Genomic DNA, 20,382 nt, shown 5'->3' with positions numbered 1-20,382 from the left:
AAAGGAAACCATATGTCTGCCTCACAACCCACGATCGGCTGGATCGGCGCAGGCCGCATGGGCGCTCAGCTCATCACCCGACTGCTCGACGCGGGATACGACGTCACGGTCTACAATCGCACCGCCGCCAAGGCCGCTGCACTGGTCGACAAGGGCGCCAAAGTCGTCACGCGGCCCGTCGAATTGGCCGACCGCGATCTGGTGTTCGCCATGGTGTCGTCGTCGAAGGACCTGGAGCAGGTGATGCTCGGCGACGGTGGCTTGCTCACCGGCACGCAGTCCCCACGCGTCATCGCCGACTCCTCGACCGTGTCCGCCGACATCAGCGCCAAGATCCGCGAGGCCGCCAACTCCCGCGGGTCGGACTTCCTGGCCACCCCGGTCAGCGGCAACCCGAAAGTGATTGCGGCAGGAAAACTCACGGTCGCGGTATCGGGTCCGCGCGAGGTGTTCGACTCGGTCGAACCCGTGCTCAACGTCTTCGGTCGCAGCGTCACCTACGTCGGCGACGGCGAGGTGGCGCGGCTGGTCAAGATCGCCCACAACCTGATGCTCGGTGTGGTCACCCAGTGCCTGGCCGAGATCACCGTGCTGGTCGAGAAGGGCGGTGTGAGCCGAGCCGACTTCCTGGCTTTCCTCAACGATTCGGTGATGGGATCGACGTTCACGCAATACAAGTCACCCGCCTTCGTCAACCTCGACTTCAGCCCCACGTTCACGATGGAGCTGCTGCAGAAGGACTTCGACCTGGGTCTGGAAGCGGCCTATGCGCTGAAATCGCCGATGCCGATCGCCTCGGCCACCCGGCAGATCGTCGCGCAGGCGGCCGGGGCCGGCGTCGGGGTCGACGAGGACTTCGCGACGCTGCTGCTCGAAGTGGCCCGCGGTGCGGGCATCGAGCTGAAGCCGGAGAACGTCAGCGTCGACGACGGCCTGACCCCGGTGCACTCGTGACCGCGCTGGTCGCCCCGCCGGCGACCGAGCGTCCTCTCGGCGCTCCCGGTCACATGGGCGTGGACTACGAGGAGCGGGTCGACTTCGCGCGGTTGCGCGAGTACCGGATGTCCCGGGCGAAGGCGGCGTTGGAAGCCAGCGGGTGTGGCGCGTTCCTGCTGTTCGATTTCTACAACATCCGCTACACCACGCAGACCTGGATCGGGGGTGCGCTGGGCGACAAGATGATCCGGTACTGCCTGCTGACTCGCGACGGTGAGCCGATCCTGTGGGATTTCGGGTCGGCGGTGCGCCATCACAAGCTGTATTCGCCATGGCTGCCGCAGGACAACTGGCGGGCCGGGTTCCTCGGTTTCCGTGGGGCGGTCGCCCCGGATGCGGGGTTGATGGCCGATGCGGTGCGCGAGATCAAGGCCATCCTGGTCGAAGCCGGCGTGGCTGACGCTCCGGTGGGGATGGACATCGTGGAGCCGCCGTTCCTGTTCGAGATGCAGCGCCAGGGCCTGACGGTCGTCGATGCCCAGCAGTCGATGCTGGACGCGCGGGTGATCAAGTCGGTCGACGAGATCATGTTGCTGAACCAGGCCGCCGCGATGGTCGACGGCGTGTACCAGGACATCGTCGAGGCGCTCAAGCCCGGGGTGCGGGAGAACGAGATCGTCGCGCTGGCCAACAAGCGGCTCTACGAGATGGGCTCGGACCAGGTCGAGGCGGTCAATGCGATCTCCGGTGAGCGGTGCAACCCGCATCCACACAATTTCACCGATCGGTTGATCAGGCCGGGGGATCAGGCGTTCTTCGACATCATCCACTCCTACAACGGATATCGGACGTGCTACTACCGCACCTTCGGGGTCGGGTCGGCCACCCAGAGCCAACGCGATGCCTACGCCCAGGCGCGGGAGTGGATGGACACCTCGATCGCGGCGATCCGGCCGGGAGTGGGCTCCGACCAGATCGCCCGGCTGTTGCCCAAGGCAGAGGATTTCGGGTTCGACAACGAGATGGCCGCGTTCGGTCTGCAGTTCGCCCACGGGCTGGGGCTGGGTCTGCACGAGCGGCCGATCATCTCGCGGTTGAACTCGTTGGAGAATCCGGTCGAGTTGCAGGCGGGCATGGTGTTCGCGATGGAGACCTACTGCCCGGCCTCGGACGGCACGTCTGCGGCCCGGATCGAGGAAGAGGTCGTGGTCACCGACGACGGCCCGGTGATCCTCACCAAGTTTCCCGCCCAGGAACTGTTCGTCGCGAACCAGTACTGACCCCCGGCGACTGTGCGGTCCCATCCGCCTGGCTCGGCGAGCCGCGGATGGGACCGCACAGTCGCGGGAGGGTTCAGCTGCGGAGGTGCTCGGCGACCTCGGGCGCCAGTCCGGCCAGGCTCTCGGTGCCCAGGTCGCCGTGGCGCAGGTCCAGCGTCTTGAGGAACTTCTGCTGGCCCATCGTCAGCCCGATGAAATAGCCGAGCTCGACGAGCTCGGGCTCGGTGAAGTGATGGTGCAACTCGGCCCACAGCGCGTCGTCGGCAAGGCCCGGGTCCCACGCGATGGCCTCGGCCCACTTCAACGCCGCCTTCTCCCGGTCCCCGAGGATCGTCGAGTCGCGAAATTCGATCACCTCGTCGAATTCGCGCTCGGTCAGGCCCGCTTCGGCCCCCAGGTGTGAGCGCTGTCCGGCGCAGTAGCCGCACTCGAGGCTCTTGGCGATGAACACCCGGGCCAGCTCCTTGACCGAATGGTCCAGCACACCGTCGCGGAACGTCTGCTGCCACGACGCACTGAACGAGCGCAGCACGGCGGGTACGTGGGCACGAATGGCCTGACTTTCCAGACGGGGTGTGCCGTGGGTGCGCGACTCGTCGAGGATGGCGACGAGGTCGGGCTCGGTGACGTCGTCGGGGCGGACGTAGCTGATCCGTGCCATGGTCATGCCTTCCAGACGGTCTTGAGATTGCAGAATTCCTGGATGCCCGCCGCGGCGAGCTCTCGCCCGTATCCGGAGTCCTTCACCCCGCCGAACGGCAACTCAGGGTGCGAGACCGTCATCCCGTTGACGAACACCGCGCCCGCATCCAACTGGTCGACGAACCAATCCTGTTCTGCGGCATCGGTTGTCCACACCGACGAACTCAGGCCGAAGGTCGTCTGGTTGGCCACCCGCACCGCCTCGTCCCGGTCGGCCACCCGGTAGACCGAGGCGACGGGCCCGAAAGCCTCCTCCATGACGATCCGCATGTCCTCGGTCAACCCGGCCAACACAGTGGGGGAGTAGAACCAGCCCGGGCCGTCCGGTGCAGACCCGCCGGTGAGCACCTCGGCGCCCTTGGCGACCGCATCGTCGACCAACTCGGCGACGTCGGAGCGCCCTGATTCGGTGGCCAGCGGGCCGACGTCGGTGGCCTCGTCCATCGGGTCGCCGACGGTCAGTGCCTTCATCTTCTCGACGAAGAGCCCGACGAACGTGTCGTACACGTCGGCGTGGATGATGAAACGCTTTCCTGCGATGCAGGATTGACCGTTGTTGGAGACGCGGGCCTTGACCGCGACCGTGGCTGCGGCGTCGAGGTCGGCACTGGGCATGACGACGAACGGATCCGACCCACCGAGTTCGAGGACCGCTTTCTTGATCTGCTGGCCGGCCGTGGCGGCCACTGCGCGGCCGGCCGGCTCGGAACCCGTCAGCGTGACCGCGGTGATCCGGCGATCTTCGAGCACCGCGGCCACCTCCCGCGATCCGATCAGCAGTGTTCGGAACGATCCCGTCGGGAATCCGCCCTTCTCGAACAGCTCGTCGAGGTAGAGCGCCGATTGCGGCACGTTGGAGGCATGCTTGAGCAACCCGGTGTTGCCGGCCATCAGTGCGGGGGCGGCGAAGCGGATCACCTGCCACAGTGGGTAATTCCAGGGCATCACGGCCAGTACCACGCCCAGTGGCTGCCACACGGTGCCCGCGGCCGACGCGCCCACCGCCGCCGGATCCGCCAGGGAGTCACCGGTGAGGAAGGCCTCGGCATTGTCGGCGTAGAACCGCATGTTCCTGGCGCACTTGAGAACTTCGGCCCGCGACTGAGCGATCGGCTTGCCCATCTCCCGGGTGATCATCGTCGCAGCCCGTTCCACATCGGCCTCCAGGATGCCGGCGCAGGCCTGCATCCACTGTGCCCGTTGGGCGTAATCGGTGGCGCGCAACGTCTGGGACGCGGCGACGGCTTGCGCGATCCGGCGCTCCACCTCGGCGCTGTCGTGCGGGGCGAACGTCTCGACGGTCTCGCCGGTGGCGGGGTTCACGGTTGCGATGGCCATACACGGGTCCTGTTCTGTGCGGGGGTACAGCGTCACCCGAAGATCTCGGGATGACGAGCCAATTGGCGACGGGTGCGCCGGATGTGGCCGAGCAGCACCCGCTCGGCCTCGTCGGAGTCGCGCTCGCGCAGCGCGGTCACCAGCATGTGGTGTTCGTCGTGCACTATGCGGTTGCTCTCGTCGTCGAGCAGACGGGTGAAGGCGCGGCGGTAGTGCTGGGTGGTGTTCCACAACCGCTCCACTGTCGGCCCGAGGAACGTCGTCTCGGCGGCGGCGTAGCTGCCGAGGTGGAATTCGCGATCGAGTTCGAGGAAGTGTTCCACCCCCCGCGTTTCACGCATCTGTTCGGCCAACTCTGCCAATCGGTCGATCTGGGCATCCGTCAACACAGGCAGGCTGTACCGCAGCAGCAACGGCTCGACTCGTTCCCGGACCTGGTACAGCTCGACGCACTCGTCGAGACTCAGCCGGGCAATCCATGCGCCGGCGTTGGCCACCGTGGTGATCAGACCCTCGGATTCCAACGTGCGCAGGGCTTCTCGTACTGGAACACGGCTGGCTCCGTACTGGCCCGCCAATTCCTCCTGGCGCAGTCGGGTACCCGGTGGATACACCCCGCGCAGGATGGCCGCGCGCAGTTCGTCGGCGACGCGGGCGCCGGTGATCCCGTCACGCAGAGGTGGCTGGCTCGTCACGATCTCAGTCCGCCGGTCGTCTCGGATCCCACAGCAGGACATCGGCCGTCGCTTCGTAGGCCTTGCCGCCGGGAAAGCTGACCAATTCGAACTGCATGCCCCACGGGCTGAGAAAGTACACCCAGCGCTGACCCTCGCTGGCATTGCGGCTCGCGGTCGGCTCACCCAGGATCTTGATGCCCTCCGAGTGCAGATAGGCCAGGGCGGCGTCCATGTCGTCGACGTAGAACGCCAGGTGATGACCGCCGATGTCGCTGTTGCGGGGCTGCGGGGCCTGACCGTCGGCGGGGTCGTAGGAGAACACCTCGAAGTTGGCGCCGGTGCCGCACCGGTAGAACCTCAACTCCCGCATCACAGTTCGTGGATGCACGTTGAGATGCTCCTGCATCCAGTCGTCGTCGTGCGCGAACGGCCCGAGCGTGTAGACGTGCGTGCACCCGAGCACGCGCACGAAGAAGTCGTGCGCCTGCTCGAGATCGGGCACCGTGAAGCCGACGTGATCGGTGCCGACCAGTCCCGGTAGAGCCACAGAGTCCTCCAAAATGGATCCCAACTGCGGATCACGATACGGGCTAACCGGCATTTTCGGAAGGTTTCTGGCCAAAGTGGATCCAATGTGGTTATGGTGGGGTCTGCGTCACATCGGCGTGGCCGGGATGCCGGCCCGAATGAGATGAGGGATTGTGCCAATCGAGACCCGTCTGGACACCGGCTGCCCGTGGATCGAATTGACGACGACCGACGAGGACTGGGCTGCCGCCGACCCCGCGTTGCTGGGCACAATATTGGCTGAGCTGCACGTGATTCGCGCCTTCGAGGAGACCGTGCTGGAGCTCGCCGGTGAAGGCCTGGTGCACGGGCCCGCGCATTCGAGCATCGGTCAGGAAGGCGGCGCTGTCGGTTCCATCGTCGGGTTACGGTCGGCCGACGCGGTGAACGGTTCACACCGCGGCCACCATCAGTTTCTGGCCAAGGCGCTGACCCACGTCTCGGGCGGAGTCATCGATCCGTCCGCGCCGATCACCCCGAAGATCAGCCGGGTACTGCAGCGCACCCTGGCCGAGATCCTCGGTCTTGCTCAGGGATACTGCCGAGGTCGCGGCGGTTCGATGCACCTGCAGTGGTTCGAAGCCGGCGCGCTGGGTACCAATGCGATCGTCGGTGGCGGTGTGCCGATGGGCGCAGGAAATTCCTGGGCTCAGAAACACAGCGGGACAACCGATCTCACGATCAGCTACTTCGGGGACGGATCGAGCCAGATCGGCTCGGTGCTGGAGGCGATGAACCTCGCCGCCGTCTGGAAGCTACCGTTCTGCTTCTTCATCGAGAACAACCTCTACGCGGTGTCCACCCGGGTCGACGAGATTACCGCCGACACCCGGTTGTCGGTGCGCGGCCAGGGCTTCGGCATCCCCGGGTGGCGCGTCGACGGAATGGATCCACTCGCGGTCCACCTGGCGACCGAACAGGCCGCGACCCGCATGCGCAGCGGCGACGGCCCGGCCGTCATCGAGGCCGAGGTCTACCGGTTCTTCCACCAGAACGGGCCTTACCCCGGCAGCGCGTTCGGCTACCGCGACAAGGACGAAGAGCAGCGCTGGCGCGGCCGCGATCCGCTCGAGAAGACGGCCGCCCAGATGATCCGGCTGGGTCTGATCGACGAGGCGGGGGTGGCCGATCTTCGTGACGCGTCGAAAGCCGCGATGCACGACGCGGTGTCGCAACTCCTCGAACCGACGACCGACGGCAAGCGGCAGATCCGTCCGCAGCTGTGGCCCGACCCCGGCTTCGTCAACGTCGGTGTCCGCGGTGACGCCTCGGAACTCTCGTCGTGGGATGTCCTGGAGCCCACTCGGCACGACGGCTCCTGGCGACCTGCGAAGTTCATCGAGGCGGTCTCCGGTGTGATGGATCGGCGCATGGCCGAAGACGAGCGCATCGTGATCTTCGGTGAGGACGTGCACCGACTGGGTGGCGGGACCAACGGTGCCACCAAGGGGCTCGCCAAGTACGGCGAGCACCGGCTGGTGGGTACGCCGATCAGTGAGAATGCTTTCACCGGCCTGGCCGCAGGTCTGGCACTCGACGGCAGGTTCCGGCCGGTGGTGGAGTTCATGTACCCCGATTTCATGTGGGTGGCCGCCGATCAGGTGTTCAACCAGATCGGCAAAGCGCGGCACATGTTCGGCGGCGACAACCCCGTTCCGCTGGTCCTGCGCACGAAGGTCGCGATGGGGTCGGGCTACGGTTCGCAGCATCTGATGGATCCCGCGGGCATCTTCGCGACCAGCCCCGGTTGGCGCATCGTCGCACCATCGACGGCAGCCGACTATGTGGGTCTGATGAATGCGGCTCTGGCGCTGCAAGATCCGGTACTGGTGATCGAGCACGTCGACCTGTACGGTACCGCCGATCAGCTACCCGAGGGAGACCTGGACTACATCATCCCACCGGGAACGGCCGCGATCCGCCGGGCCGGTTCCGACGTCACGGTCATCAGCTATCTCTCCATGGTCGGGCACTGCCTCGAAGCGATCGAGCAGACCGGTGTCGACGCGGAACTGATCGACCTGCGGTGGCTGGACCGGGCCTCGATCGACTGGGACACCATCGAGGCCAGCGTCCGCAAGACCAACGCGGTGCTGATCGTCGAGCAGGGCGCCCGCGGCACCTCCTATGGTGGGTGGCTGGCCGACGAGCTGCAGCGCCGGCTCTTCGACTGGCTGGACCAGCCGATCGAACGTGTCTCCGGCGAGGAAGCCTCACCCAGCATCTCGCGCGTCCTGGAGCGCGCCGCCATCGCCCGCACCGAGGAAGTGGTCGCCGGTCTTGAGAAGATTCGCGTCGGCATGGGGCAGAACCTCTGATGGCCACCGTGATGCGCATGCCCGAGGTGCTGGCCAATGCGACCGAGGCGGTCATCCAGACCTGGCTGGTGTCCGTCGGGCAGGAGATCGCCATCGGCGACCCGATCGCCGAAATCGAGACGGACAAGGCGGTTGTCGAGTATGCCGCGGAGGTCGAGGGCGTCCTCGCGCGCCTGATCGCCGAGCCGGGTGCCACCATCGCCGTCGGCCAGCCGATCGCGGTGGTCGCCGCGCCGGGTGAGACGGTCGACGACGTCGACGACGTCGACGAGGTGGACGCCGGAGTCGATGCGGGGGCACGGGACCCGGAGTCGGGCGCGCCGGTGATCGAGAAGATCGCCCCGGACCGTCCCGCCCCCGTCTCGCCGGACATTCCCGTGGCATCGCCGGAAGCCGCCGACGGCCGGCGTCTCTTCGCCACGCCTCTCGTGCGGAAGATAGCGCGCGAGAGAGGAATCGACCTGTCGTCGTTGACCGGCAGTGGGCCGGGCGGACGCATCGTGCGTCGCGACGTGGACCGACTCGCCGTGACGGAAGCCGCCCCCGAACCTGCTGAAGCGGTCCCGTCGGCGCAGGCGGTGCCACCCCGATCAGACTCCACCGCTTTCACCGACTCCCCGCTGTCCGGCATGCGAAAGGCCATCGCGCGTCGGCTCACCGAGAGCAAGACGACGGTGCCGCACTTCTACGTGACGGCCGACTGCCGCGTGGACGCACTGCTGGAGTTGCGCCGCAGCGTGAACGCTTCGGGCATCACCACGGTGTCGATCAACGACTTCGTCCTCAAAGCCGTTGCCGCAGCATTGATCGAGGTTCCGGAGGCGAACGCGATCTGGAACGGCGACTCGGTGCGCCGCTTCCATGCAGCCGACATCGCCGTGGCCGTCGCGGTCGACGGCGGTCTGCTCACCCCGGTGCTGCGAGGAGTCGACCGACTGTCGCTCTCAGCGGTAGCGGCGCAGGTCGCAGACCTCGCCGGCCGAGCACGCGACGGAAAGATCAAGCAACCCGAACTCGAAGGCGGCAGTTTCTCGGTGTCCAATCTGGGCATGTTCGGGGTGACCGAGTTCTCGGCGATCCTCAATCCACCGCACTCCGGCATCCTCGCCGTCGGACGTGCGGTACAAAAGCCGGTGGTCGTCGACGGCGAACTGGCAGTCGGCACCGTGATGACGGTGACGCTGTCCGCGGATCACCGCGTGATCGACGGTGCGGTGGCGGCGCAATGGCTGTCTGCGTTCGTGCGGCGTATCGAAAACCCGCTGACGATCCTGATCTGAGCCTGCGGACGCACCTAGCGCGACAGGTGTGTCGGCGGGCGCACCGGCTGCTCGGGCCACATCGCGAGGTCTGCCGCCGTGGCTGCCGTCGCATCGAGGAAGCGGCGCAACAGCCCAGCGGGATCGGCGGCGGTCCGCACGGTGCGGTACGGCAGGACGAATTCGCCGAGATCGGTGTTGAACGAGGCGCCGTCGACGCCGAGGTCTGCGGTGTCGTAGCCGTCGGGCTGCGGGTAGGCGTAGGCGTAGAAGACACCTTCCTCGGCCCCGCCCGGCCAATAGCCGGCACTGGCCGCCTCGGCGTTGTAGGCCTCCGTCATCACCCAGTCCGGGCAGTTCGGCACGCCGCCGGGATGCGGCGGCGCCTCCCGGCCCGAGAATCGGGTGACAGCGAGATCGAAAGCGCCCCAGAAGAAGTGCACCGGGCTGCTCTTACCGGTGAAGTCCGCACGGTAGTCGGTCATCACGCGGTCGGCGCTGACCAGCGAGGTGAAGAAGTCGGTCACCGCGGCGGCGTCGTAGCTGGCGTGCTCGGTGTCGTCGGCGAAGGGGATGGCGTGCTGCAGCTCCACGGGAGTCGGGCTGATCGGCACGTCGATGCCCAGGTCGTCGAGATGGCCCCGGAATTCGGCGTAGAAGTCGGCCACACTGCGGGGCGTCAGCGCCATGCTGCGAGACCTGCCGTCGGTCACCCGAATGAGCAGCACATGCTCGACGAAATCGAAGCTCACATCGAAACTCGTTTCTCGCCAACGCATCAGCGATGTCGTCAAGCCTCGGGCGTCGGTGTAGAACACCGAGTTCCACCAGTGGTTGACCGTCGGCGTGGCGGCCAACTTCACCTTACCGACGATCTGCGTCCACAGGTGGACCGTGTCTCGGGTGTCCTGCCAGTCCGCTACCACCAGGGTCGGCCAACCGTTCGTCTGTGTCATCAGACCATCATCGACCAAAGCGGCGGGAATGGATCCGGGTTCGTGTGCGCTGTAGAGCAGCATGACGTTCACCCTCGGCGCGGATGCGGCGCTACGTAAGCCCCTTCAGATCGGCGCCCTATCGACCGAGAACCGGATCTTCATGGCACCGCTGACCAGGTCGCGGGCCGATGCCGACGGCACGCCGTCGGCCTTGGCTGCCGAATACTACAGCCAGCGCGCGCAGGCGGGTCTGATCGTCAGCGAGGCCACCGCGGTCTGCGAGCAGGCCAACGGCGCATACATGAACACGCCGGGCATCTACACCGATCGTCAGCAGGACCGCTGGGCCGATATCGCGTCAGCGGTGCACCGTGCGGGCGGCGCGATGTTCGTCCAGCTCTGGCACGTCGGGCGGATGGCTCACCCGGAGATCAGCGGCTTCGAGGCGGTGGCGCCGTCGCCCATCGCCGCCGACATGGTCACGCACACGCCCACCGGGAAGAAACCGTTGCCGGTACCGCGCGCGTTGACGCCCGACGAGATCGCCTCGATCGTCGGACAGTTCCGCTCTGCTGCTCGCCGGGCCGTCGACGCGGGCATGGACGGTGTCGAGATCCATTCCGCCAATGGCTATCTGCTGCACGAGTTCCTCTCCGACGTCGTCAATCAGCGCACCGACGCCTACGGGGGTTCCCCGCAGAACAGGGCGCGGTTTGCGGCCGAGGTCGTCGAGGCCGTCGCCGACGAGATCGGCGCCGATCGTGTGGGCCTGCGAATCTCCCCCGGGAACGCTGCGGGGGACATGTCGGAGATCGACCAGATCAGCGCGTACGAAGCCCTGCTCTGCCGGATCAAGTCGCTGCACATCGGTTACCTGCACATCGTCAGCGAGCCCTCCGCCGATGCGTTCGCGGCGCTGCGGACCCAGTGGGAGGGCACGCTGGTGCTGAACACGCCCCGCACCGTGGACACCGATTTCGCGATGCTGGAGAACCTCGCCGCGTGGGGTGTGATCAGCGCGGCCGCCGTGGGACGGGCCTTCCTCGCCAACCCCGACCTGGTGACGCGGCTGGAGTCCGGAGCGGAGTTGAACGAGCCCGATGTGGCGACGTTCTACGCACCGGGGCCCGCCGGCTACATCGATTACCCGACTCTGGACGAACTCGCCGCTTCCCAGCCGGCTTAGGTGGCGAATAGCCGGGACGTCCGGGCTTCGTGGCGCATGCCGGCGATCTCGAGAGTCGGCGCCGTGCTCCACACGTCGCTGACATCCCGCAGGCACGCCTGTTCGACGAGGTCGACGATGCGGGCGACGTTGTGGGCTTGAATCCGCTGGCTCGCCAAGGGGCCGAGCCGCCCCAGCCGGATCGCCGCGCTCAACATCGAGCCCAGCTGAGTTCGCAGAGAACCCAGCACCGCTGCGGCCAGCTCGACTCCCATCTGCGCCTGGAGCGCTCCCTCGGCGACGGCGTTGTGGCCCGGCGTGGCGCCCGTCATGATTGCCGCGAAATAGTCGGATTCAGTGGCCAATCCGCTGGCATAGGCGGTCGAGGCCAGCTGCCGACCCGTTGACGTCGACGCCGTGCGCGCATTGTCGGACAGCTTGTAGGAGTCGAGGAGCCGATCCAGCTCCAGCAGTCGGTCATCGAGCGCGTGGGCGCGCCACCCGGCGGCGACGAAGACCGCATCCAGCGGCGCGTAGCTGTCGGCCAGGTAACGCATCACCGCCGCGCCGATGTCGTCGGGGCCGACGTCGGGCCTCTCGGTCAGCCACTCCTCCAGACCGTGGCTGTGCACCATGCGCCCCGCCGGGAAAGCGCTGTCGTGCAGCTGCATCCACAGTGCAAGTGCGACCGCGGCCTCAGTGGTGATGGCCGGCATGGGTGCTCGATGACGTCCGGGACCAGCCCAGGGGAGCCAACGGTACGGGTGCGACGGTGCCGATGATTCCGAGGTCGGTGAGAAGTTCGGCCGCTGCCTGCTCGCTGGTGAACAGCGGTGCGGCGACGTCGCTGTCGGAGACGTCGATCGGCGCGTGTTGGTTGCCCAGCAGATATCCCAGCAACAGCATCCGGCGCGCTCCGGCGGCGTCGGCATGGTCGTCGAAGCGCGCGGTGATGGCCGGTTCGGCGGGCCGACGTACCACGACGATCGACTCTCCGTCGTCGGCGATCACCTCGCCGGCCCGCAGGAACGACCCGCGCGGCAGAGCGATGCGGATCTGCAGTCCGGTGTCCGTGGTCACGACTTGGCGGTGCTTACCGGCATCGCCCCAACCGATGTCGACGTGGTGGTGCATGCGGCCGTCGAACCCGGGGTCGTCGGCATCGCCCAGGTCGGCCTGCGCGTTCACGCAACCTGCCCGAAGGCTCGCGTCGATACCTCGGACCGCGACCAGGCGCGACAGGCTTCGAACAATCGCTCACGGACGCGGATCAGCGCGGGCGCGTTCGGAGCCCCCAACCGCACGAAGACCCCGATGCCGGCCGGCAGTGCGCCCGCGCCGCCGCTGTAGTCGTCGAGTGCCCGCCTGATCTCGTGCAAGAGCGCGCCGATCGGACGTCCGGGCGCGACAGCGATGAATGTGGCCAGATAGTCGTCCTCGATCAACGGTCCACTTCGGCCATCGCGCGGCTCCATCAGCTGCCTGTCTCGGGCAACGGTGTGACCGTCGACGGTGGCGACGAACGCATTGTCATAGCAAGCGAAGCGGAACCGCTCGCCGTGCGCGATCCTGCCGGCGGCGACGGCGTCCCATCCGAGATAGAGGCCACCGGTGTCGACGTCGACGCGCAGCAGCTGGGTGAACGTGGAGCCGGCGTGCGGGATGACGGTACCGGGGCGGTACTCGAGGTGTGCTCCCGCGTCGACGGTGAACGACAGGTTGTGCCGCGAGCCCGGGCCGTCACCGGCGAAGACCTGGGTTGCTGCCTGGGTGGTCAGGCGTAGTTCGGTGCCCGGGCCGCACCGCACCGCAGTTGTCAGATCATCGTCGGAAAATGTTCCGCCGCTGGGGCTTTGCACGCACAACATCGCTGCTCCCGGCCGGTCGGGATCGATGTGCAGCGGGGTCGTGACCCGCTGCGGATACCGCTGGTGCAGTCGCGCCGCACGTGTGCGCCCTGACGCGTCGGCCACGACGTGGATGTCGAGGGTGCCGGGGCGGATCGTCGTCACCGGGTCCCCACGGGAAACATCGCGCCGGCGAGGACGTGTTCGGTCAGCTGGGTGAGGCCTTCACCGGAGTGCAGATCGGTGAAGACGGTCGGCTTGACCGGTCGGGCCACGGCGCAGTCGCGACGCATGGCGTCCAGATCGGCGCCGACCAGCGGCGCCAGGTCGATCTTGTTGACGACCAGGAGATCCGCCTGCAGGAGGCCGATACCCTTCTTACGAGGGATGTCGTCACCCCCCGCGGTGTCGATGACGAAGATCCAGTAGTCCACCAGATCCGAGGTGAAGGTGGCGGCCAGGTTGTCACCGCCGGATTCTATCAGGATGACGTCGAGATCCTCGAACGTCCGGCACAGCCGCTGTGCGGCAGCGAGATTGGCAGACGGATCCTCGCGGATGGCGGTGTGCGGGCATGCGCCGGTCTCGACCGCCAGAACACGCTCGGGGTCGATGACTCCGCTGCGGCGTACCCGCTGGGCGTCCTCGTCGGTGACGAGATCGTTGGTGATCACCGCGACGCTGAGGCCGGCTCGGATCAGTTCGGGCACCAGGGACTCGACGAGCCGGGTCTTTCCCGATCCGACCGGGCCACCGATACCCAGCCGTACGACATCGGACATGTCTGAGCTCCTGTCACTTGAGGGTGTACCGGCGGCCCAGAGGCACCCGGGTCATCGGCTCGCTCACACACGGCCGACCGTCGACGATCACGCGATAGGTATCCGGCTCGATCGTGATGTCGGGCAGGTAGTCGTTGTGCAGCAGATCGGCTTTCGTGAGGGCGCGGGCACCCCGGCACGCCACCAGCCGAGTGGCCAGCCCGAGGCGTTCCCCCAGGCCGCTCTCCAGCGCGGCGCCGGCGACGAAGTTCACCGACACATCGGCGGGGGCACGGCCGAACGCGGCCCACTGGGGCCGGTACCGCAGCGGCTCGCACGTCATCAACGACGCGTTGGCCTCTCCCATCACCGACCACGCCGGGAAGCCGCCCTTGAACACCACCTCGGGTCTGATGCCGAAGAATTTGGGTTCCCACAGCACGATGTCGGCGAGTTTGCCCGGCTCCAGCGAGCCGATCTCGTGGTCGATCCCGAACAGGCGGGCGGGGTTGATCGTCAGCTTGGCGATGTACCGCAGGATGCGTGCGTTGTCGGCGCCGGTGCCCTCGTCACCCGGCAACGACCCACGGGTGGCCTTCATGTGGGAGGCGAGTTGCCATGTGCGGGCGATGGTCTCGCCGATGCGGCCCATGCCCTGAGAGTCCGAACCCATGGCGGAGATGGCGCCGAGGTCATGCAGGACGTCTTCGGCCGCGATGGTCTCGCGGCGGATTCGTGACTCGGCGAACGCGACGTCCTCGGGGATCCGCGGATTGAGGTGATGACACACCATCACCATGTCGAGGTGCTCGTCGAAGGTGTTCAACGTGTAGGGGTTCGTCGGGTTCGTGGACGAGGGCAGACAGTACGGCTCCCCGACGACCCGCATGATGTCGGGCGCATGGCCGCCGCCGGCGCCCTCGGCGTGGTAGGTGTGGATCGGGCGGCCGCCGATCGCCGCCATGGTGTCCTCGAAGAACCCTGACTCGTTGAGGGTGTCGGTGTGGATCTGCACCTGCAGATCGAGTTCGTCGCCCGCGTCGAGTGAGGCTCGGATCGCCGCAGGGGTGGCCCCCCAGTCCTCGTGGATCTTGTAGCCGATGGCTCCGGCCAGCCCCTGCTCGATGAGCGGCGCCACGCTGGATGCGCTGCCGTTGCCGATGAAACCGAAGTTCATCGGGAATCCCTCGGCCGCCCGCAGCATCCGGGCGAGGTTGGTCGGCCCCGACGACGTGATGCCGACCGTGACCGGTCCCAGCCCTCCACCGATCATCGTGGTCACGCCGCTGGAGATGGCCTCCTCGACCAGGCCGGCGCTGTCGAAGTGCACATGCACATCGATGGCTCCCGCCGTGGCGATCATGCCTTCGCCCGCGCGGATGTCGGTGCCGGCTCCGATGATCAGCTCGGGATCGACGCCGTCCATCGTCCTCGGGTTCCCGGACTTGCCGATCCCGGCGATCCGTCCGTCCCGAATGCCGATGTCCGCCTTGCGTATTCCGAGCACAGCGTCGATGATCAGCACATTGGTGATGACGAAGTCCAAGGCCCCGTCGGCATGGGTGATGTCACCGTGCACGGCCATGCCCTCGCGCATCGTCTTGCCGCCGCCGAACACGGATTCGTCGCCGTACACGGTCGCATCGTGTTCGACCTCGGCGAGAAGTTCGGTATCGGCGAGCCGGACACGGTCACCGGTGGTGGGCCCGTAGAGCTCGGCGTAATGGCTGCGGCTGATCCGATGTCCCACCTCAGATCTCCCCGGGTGAGTCGAGGAAACCGAGATCGTGCATACGGTCGATCACGTCGGGGGCGGGAGCGGTCGTCGTCGCCGCGTTGGTCACGTCGTTCTGACCGATCACGACGCGCTCGCCGCCATAAGTGGTCACCGCCACCTCCTGTTGTTCGCCGGGTTCGAAACGCACGGCGGTGCCGGACGGTATGTCCAGGCGCATCCCGAAGGCCGCGGCGCGGTCGAAACGCAGTGCACGGTTGACCTCGAAGAAGTGGAAATGCGATCCCACCTGGATGGGGCGGTCTCCGGTGTTCTCCACGACGAGGATGACGCCCGCGCGGCCCGCGTTCAGCTCCAATTCTCCTGCGCAGGGCAGAACTTCCCCGGGCACCACATCCGGCTCGGATGTCGCTCCGGTGCCGGGAGTGATCGCATCGTGCACGGTCACCAGCTTCTGCCCGTCTGCGAAGAACGCCTCCACCTGGACCGAGCCCAGCAGCGTGCTCACGCCAGGCATGACGTCGTCGTCGGTCAGTACCGCGGCGCCGTGCGCCGCAGCCTCGGCGACGGATGCGCCGGCCCGTGCTGCTTCGACCACCTCGTCGGCGATCAGCGCGCGTGCCTCGGCGTAGCTCAGGGCCAAGCCGGCCGAGCGGTGCTTGCGCGCCAACTCGGCGGCCAGGAACAGCAGCAGCCGATCCTCGTCCTTGGGGGTCAGATGCATGGTGTCAGCCCGTGATTCCCGCGGCCCAGGGGTAGCCCTTGAGGTAGGGGTCGGGTTCGATCGGCGCCGGCGACTGCCACACCTGATAGATCAGTCCGTCCGCACCCACTCGGCCGATTCGCGCGGTTTTGGTCACGTGGTGGTTCTCGCCGTCGACGGTCATCCTGCCCTCGGGGGCGTCGATCGACACGCCTCCGGCGGCGATGCGGATGTCGTCGACGCCGAATGACTTGGCCTTCTCCACCGACGCTTTCCACAGGTAGACAGCGGCGTAGGCGGACTCCATCGGATCCGAGGTCACCCGGTCGGCGCCGAACCGCTTCTTGAAGTCGGCGACGAACGTCGCGTTCTGCGGCGTGTCGAGCGTTTGGTAATAGTTCCACGACGAGAGCTGGCCCGTCAGAGTTCGAGCCCCGATGCTGCGGACCTCTTCCTCGCCCACGCACATCGACATCACCGGCATGGCTTCGGCGGTCAGGCCGGAGTTCTGGTACTCGCGGAAGAAGGCAACCAGGGAATCGCCGACGACGACGTTGAACACGGCGTCTGCATCGGCGGTGCGGATCTTGTTGACGATGGTCGAGAAGTCGGTCGAGCCCAGCGGTGTGTAGTCCTCACCCTTGATCTCGATGCCGTTGGCCTTGGCATATGCCTTCACGATCGCATTCGAGGTCCGGGGGAACACGTAGTCACTGCCGACCAGGTAGAGCGACTTGACACCCTGTTGCTTCAGGTAGTCCAGCGAGGGGATGATCTGCTGGTTGGTGGTCGCGCCGGTGTAGAAGATGTTGGGCGAGCTCTCCAGGCCCTCGTACTGCTGGCCGTAGTAGAGCAGTGCGTTGTCGTCTTCGAAGACCGGCAGCATCGCCTTGCGGCTGGCTGAGGTGTATCCGCCGAAAACTGCGGCAACACAATCAGATTGAACCAGCTTCTGGGCCTTCTCCGCGAAGATCGTGGGCTCTGACGCACCGTCTTCACCGACCAGCTGCAATTGCTTGCCCAATACCCCGCCGGAGGCGTTGACTTGTTCGACCGCCAGCACGATCGCGTCGCGGATCACCGACTCGCTGACCGCGAGCCCGCCCGAGAGGGAGTTGATCGCCCCGATTTTGACGACGTCGCCGGAGGTGTCGGCGCAGCCGGTCCGTGAAGCGGCGGCGTTCTCGTCTCCCGCCCTGCTGCCACATCCGGCGAGGACAGTTGCCGCGGCGGCGAGCAGCGCGATGGTGCAACGGATTCTGTTCATGGGGGTCGCCCCTCGGTGAGGTGTCGATGTCCGCACCGCGCTGTGGGACCAGTGTTTGGGTGTCGCCCAGCCTAGGAAGACCAGCGCGAGCCGACCATGGGAGAAATCTCCCAAATCGGCGCACCGTTTCCGCGCTGCCTCGCATCGGAAACGTCCCAGAAACACCGCCTGCACATGATGGCGTGACGGACCGGCGGGACGGCGAAGGAACACGTGAGCATGGCTGGGATCTACGGCGACGTACTCGGAAGTGCGCTGAGCATGGAGACTCGGGCCCACGACATGCTCGATGCGTTGGGTGCCCGCGCCGCGTCGTCGGCGTCGGCGATCTGCCTGTGGGATCCGATTCAGCGTTGTCATGTCGGTGTCGCGAACCGTGACTACCCGGAGCAGGTGATGGAGCACTTCAATTCGTGGTTCGTCGACAACGACCCCCTGTTCGACGCGATGCGAGTCCACGGTCTCGGGGCGTTGCGCTGGCGCGATTTTCCCGACTACCGCGAGGGCTACTCGGTCAACAACGTGTTCCGTCCGGCGGGATTCGACGAAGGCCTGTCCGCGCGTCTGGTGACTGCCGACGGCACCTACGTCGGCACTCTCCACGTCAACTGCGACGATCCGCGCTATCCCAGCGACGGCGACGTGGCGGAGATCAACACGTTGCGGGCGCAGATCGCCGCGCAGCTCGACTTCTCCGTGCGCCCGCGGATGGTGGCCGAGCTCGTGGCGCCGGAGGCACAGGCGTGGGCGGTCGACGAGCACGGCCGCGTCCACCTGCTGCGGCGCGGGGACACCACCACCGAGCTGCTGGATCCGCTTCTCGTCGGAGAACTCGCCTGCATGTTTCGCACCGCCGCAGCATGTGCCGTCGACGGCCTGAGGATTCACGACGGCGGCGAGTGGCTGCATGTGCGGCGCATCGGAACCTCACCGCGGTTCCGGGGAGACAGCCTGTGCGCGGTGCTCCTGGTGACGCGGGCACCGCTACCACTGGGAATCACGGCTCGCGAACTGGACGCCTTGACGCTGGCCGTGTGCGGCCTGACTAACGCGCAGATCGCGGAGCATCTTTACATCAGTGCCCGCACGGCGGGACATCACCTGGAGAGTGCATCGGTGAAATTGGGTGCGTCCAACCGCGCGGCCTGCGCGTCACAAGCCGTGGCGCTGGGCCTGCTGTCGGCGCACGTGCTGCGCGGTCTGGTGGGACGACAATCCGTGGCTGTTTGACGTCAGATTTCTCGAGGTGTGCGACGCCCGGTGCGGGGGAACACCCCGCGCATGGCTACCTACCGTGTGCTCAACCCCAAGGGTGACGTCGTCGACACCAAGGACATCGAGAACGCCGACGACGCGCACGCCTGGTTCGTCGACCAGAAGGCGGACAACTCGGAGCTGGGGTGGCGCATGGAGGTCGAGCACGACGGCGAGTGGTCGTTCTTCGACGACACCGAAGGCTCACCCGACTAACCCTTCCTCCCGCGACCAGACGCGAACTCGAGCTATCTGACCTCCGATAGCTCGAGTTCTCGTCTGCTCGCCGGGTGACTCCAGGGCCCAACCAAGCGGTTGGGCGAGGCTGCTAGCATGCCGCTAGAGGAGCAGCCTCCCCGCGGCGTCCGTCATGGGCGCATCGCGGAATCCGATTTGAACAGGACCTGGAGATCACATGTCCGAAGAAGCCTTCATCTACGAGGCGATCCGAACCCCGCGCGGCAAGCAGCGCAACGGGTCGCTGAACGAGATCAAGCCCGTCAACCTCGTCGTCGGTCTGATCGACGAGATCCGGTCGCGGTACCCCGACCTGGACGAGACGCTGATCAGCGACGTGATCCTCGGTGTCGTGTCCCCGGTCGGCGACCAGGGCGGCGACATCGCTCGCACCGCGGGCCTGGTGGCCGGCCTGCCCGAGACCACCGGCGGATTCCAGCTCAACCGCTTCTGCGCCTCGGGCCTGGAGGCCGTCAACCTGGGCGCCCAGAAGGTGCGCTCCGGCTGGGACGACCTGGTGCTGGCCGGCGGCGTCGAGTCGATGAGCCGGGTGCCGATGGGCTCTGACGGCGGCGCCTGGGCCAGTGACCCGGAGACCAACTACCGCGTCGGCTTCGTCCCGCAGGGCATCGGGGCCGACCTGATCGCCACCATCGAGGGCTTCTCCCGCGAGGACGTCGACGCCTACGCGCTGCGCAGCCAGCAGCGGGCGGCCGCAGCGTGGTCGGGTGGCTACTTCGCCAAGTCCGTGGTCCCGGTCAAGGACCAGAACGGCCTCGTCGTGCTCGACCACGACGAGCACATGCGGCCCGACACCACACCCGAAGGTCTGGCCAAGCTCAAGACCGCGTTCGACGGTATCGGCGCGATGGGTGGCTTCGACGATGTGGCGCTGCAGAAGTACCACTATGTCGAGAAGATCAACCACGTCCACACCGGCGGCAACAGCTCCGGCATCGTCGACGGCGCGGCGCTGGTGCTGATCGGCAGCGAGAAGGCCGGCCAGTCGCAGGGCCTCACCCCGCGCGCCCGCATCGTCGCGACCGCGACGTCCGGTGCCGACCCCGTCATCATGCTGACCGGTCCGACGCCGGCCACCAAGAAGGTGCTCGACCGGGCGGGCCTGACCGTGGACGACATCGACCTGTTCGAGCTGAACGAGGCGTTCGCCTCGGTGGTGCTGAAGTTCCAGAAGGACTTGAACATCCCCGACGAGAAGCTCAACGTCAACGGTGGCGCCATCGCGATGGGACACCCGTTGGGTGCCACCGGCGCCATGATCACCGGCACCATGGTCGACGAGCTCGAGCGGCGCGGCGCGCGGCGTGCACTTGTCACGCTGTGCATCGGCGGCGGCATGGGCGTGGCCACCATCATCGAGCGCGTCTAGGAGATATG

General features: G+C 66.9%; 20 protein-coding genes. 8 read left to right on the top strand and 12 right to left on the bottom strand.

What is annotated here, in order from left to right:
* Nucleotides 1-12 precede the first annotated feature (12 nt).
* Nucleotides 13-954, top strand: coding sequence for an NAD(P)-dependent oxidoreductase (locus MHN84_RS04400; RefSeq protein ID WP_241203405.1), 942 nt, complete (start codon nt 13-15; stop codon nt 952-954).
* Nucleotides 951-2,216: a Xaa-Pro peptidase family protein gene (locus MHN84_RS04395; protein WP_241203404.1), complete on the top strand. Its 1,266-nt coding sequence runs from the start codon at nt 951-953 to the stop codon at nt 2,214-2,216. Before MHN84_RS04400 ends, MHN84_RS04395 begins: the two co-directional genes overlap by 4 nt.
* Before the next feature lie 73 nt (nt 2,217-2,289).
* On the opposite strand, the gene MHN84_RS04390 is transcribed toward MHN84_RS04395, so the two are convergent.
* Genes MHN84_RS04390 through MHN84_RS04375 form a run of 4 tightly spaced genes read right to left on the bottom strand, consistent with a single transcriptional unit; the run spans nt 2,290 to nt 5,480 of the window.
* A complete protein-coding gene (locus MHN84_RS04390) occupies nt 2,290-2,877 on the bottom strand; it encodes a carboxymuconolactone decarboxylase family protein (RefSeq protein WP_241203403.1) in 588 nt (195 codons plus the stop codon).
* Between the two features lie 2 nt (nt 2,878-2,879).
* Nucleotides 2,880-4,256, bottom strand: coding sequence for an NADP-dependent succinic semialdehyde dehydrogenase (locus MHN84_RS04385; RefSeq protein ID WP_241203402.1), 1,377 nt, complete (start codon nt 4,254-4,256; stop codon nt 2,880-2,882).
* Nucleotides 4,257-4,288: 32 nt separating this feature from the next.
* The gene (locus MHN84_RS04380) at nt 4,289-4,951 is read right to left on the bottom strand and encodes a GntR family transcriptional regulator (RefSeq protein WP_241203401.1); all 663 of its coding nucleotides are present in this window, start codon (nt 4,949-4,951) and stop codon (nt 4,289-4,291) included.
* 4 nt (nt 4,952-4,955) lie between these two features.
* Nucleotides 4,956-5,480, bottom strand: a complete 525-nt coding sequence (locus MHN84_RS04375) for a VOC family protein (protein WP_241203400.1) — start codon at nt 5,478-5,480, stop codon at nt 4,956-4,958.
* A 154-nt stretch (nt 5,481-5,634) separates the two neighbouring features.
* On the opposite strand from MHN84_RS04375, the gene MHN84_RS04370 reads away from it, so the two are divergent.
* Nucleotides 5,635-7,818 (top strand): thiamine pyrophosphate-dependent enzyme, encoded by a 2,184-nt coding sequence (locus tag MHN84_RS04370; protein WP_241203399.1) that lies wholly within the window; start codon nt 5,635-5,637, stop codon nt 7,816-7,818.
* Nucleotides 7,818-9,098 carry a dihydrolipoamide acetyltransferase family protein gene (locus MHN84_RS04365; protein WP_241203398.1) on the top strand — a complete coding sequence of 427 codons (1,281 nt, stop codon included), beginning with the start codon at nt 7,818-7,820 and terminating at the stop codon, nt 9,096-9,098. The genes MHN84_RS04370 and MHN84_RS04365 overlap by 1 nt, the downstream gene beginning before the upstream one ends.
* A 14-nt stretch (nt 9,099-9,112) precedes the next feature.
* Here MHN84_RS04365 and MHN84_RS04360 read toward each other — a convergent pair whose 3' ends face one another.
* Nucleotides 9,113-10,036 (bottom strand): DUF5996 family protein, encoded by a 924-nt coding sequence (locus MHN84_RS04360; protein ID WP_374238315.1) that lies wholly within the window; start codon nt 10,034-10,036, stop codon nt 9,113-9,115.
* Nucleotides 10,037-10,094: 58 nt separating this feature from the next.
* Here MHN84_RS04360 and MHN84_RS04355 point away from each other — a divergent pair, with 58 nt between their 5' ends.
* A complete protein-coding gene (locus MHN84_RS04355; protein ID WP_241203396.1) occupies nt 10,095-11,201 on the top strand; it encodes an alkene reductase in 1,107 nt (368 codons plus the stop codon).
* Here MHN84_RS04355 and MHN84_RS04350 read toward each other — a convergent pair.
* The 7 genes from MHN84_RS04350 to urtA are packed head-to-tail and all read right to left on the bottom strand — an operon-like array spanning nt 11,198 to nt 17,493.
* Entirely contained in the window at nt 11,198-11,896 is a 699-nt protein-coding gene (locus tag MHN84_RS04350) for an urease accessory protein UreF (RefSeq protein ID WP_241203395.1), read from the bottom strand. The genes MHN84_RS04355 and MHN84_RS04350 overlap by 4 nt on opposite strands.
* Nucleotides 11,877-12,368, bottom strand: coding sequence for an urease accessory protein UreE (locus tag MHN84_RS04345; RefSeq protein ID WP_241203394.1), 492 nt, complete (start codon nt 12,366-12,368; stop codon nt 11,877-11,879). The genes MHN84_RS04350 and MHN84_RS04345 overlap by 20 nt, the downstream gene beginning before the upstream one ends.
* Complete coding sequence (locus tag MHN84_RS04340; RefSeq protein ID WP_241203393.1) at nt 12,365-13,192, bottom strand: urease accessory protein UreD; 828 nt, start codon at nt 13,190-13,192, stop codon at nt 12,365-12,367. Before MHN84_RS04340 ends, MHN84_RS04345 begins: the two co-directional genes overlap by 4 nt.
* Entirely contained in the window at nt 13,189-13,809 is a 621-nt protein-coding gene (ureG, locus tag MHN84_RS04335) for an urease accessory protein UreG (protein ID WP_241203392.1), read from the bottom strand. Before ureG ends, MHN84_RS04340 begins: the two co-directional genes overlap by 4 nt.
* A gap of 13 nt (nt 13,810-13,822) precedes the next feature.
* Nucleotides 13,823-15,538, bottom strand: a complete 1,716-nt coding sequence (gene ureC / locus MHN84_RS04330) for an urease subunit alpha (RefSeq protein ID WP_241203391.1) — start codon at nt 15,536-15,538, stop codon at nt 13,823-13,825.
* 1 nt (nt 15,539) lies between these two features.
* Nucleotides 15,540-16,247, bottom strand: a complete 708-nt coding sequence (locus tag MHN84_RS04325; RefSeq protein ID WP_241203390.1) for an urease subunit beta — start codon at nt 16,245-16,247, stop codon at nt 15,540-15,542.
* A 4-nt stretch (nt 16,248-16,251) separates the two neighbouring features.
* Nucleotides 16,252-17,493 (bottom strand): urea ABC transporter substrate-binding protein, encoded by a 1,242-nt coding sequence (gene urtA / locus MHN84_RS04320; RefSeq protein WP_241203389.1) that lies wholly within the window; start codon nt 17,491-17,493, stop codon nt 16,252-16,254.
* A gap of 219 nt (nt 17,494-17,712) precedes the next feature.
* Here urtA and MHN84_RS04315 point away from each other — a divergent pair, with 219 nt between their 5' ends.
* From MHN84_RS04315 to MHN84_RS04305, 3 genes are all read left to right on the top strand, one after another.
* Nucleotides 17,713-18,723 carry a helix-turn-helix transcriptional regulator gene (locus tag MHN84_RS04315; RefSeq protein WP_241203388.1) on the top strand — a complete coding sequence of 337 codons (1,011 nt, stop codon included), beginning with the start codon at nt 17,713-17,715 and terminating at the stop codon, nt 18,721-18,723.
* Between the two features lie 51 nt (nt 18,724-18,774).
* On the top strand, nt 18,775-18,963 hold the full coding sequence (locus tag MHN84_RS04310; RefSeq protein ID WP_241203387.1) for a hypothetical protein: 189 nt from the start codon (nt 18,775-18,777) through the stop codon (nt 18,961-18,963).
* Nucleotides 18,964-19,162: 199 nt separating this feature from the next.
* Nucleotides 19,163-20,374, top strand: coding sequence for an acetyl-CoA C-acetyltransferase (locus MHN84_RS04305; protein WP_221351252.1), 1,212 nt, complete (start codon nt 19,163-19,165; stop codon nt 20,372-20,374).
* Nucleotides 20,375-20,382 lie beyond the last annotated feature (8 nt).

It is taken from the genome of Mycobacterium sp. PSTR-4-N (assembly GCF_022348085.1).
In the GTDB taxonomy this organism is placed as follows: domain Bacteria; phylum Actinomycetota; class Actinomycetes; order Mycobacteriales; family Mycobacteriaceae; genus Mycobacterium.
Note: the sequence above shows the minus strand (reverse complement) of the source record. Positions and strands in the feature narration are given on the sequence as shown.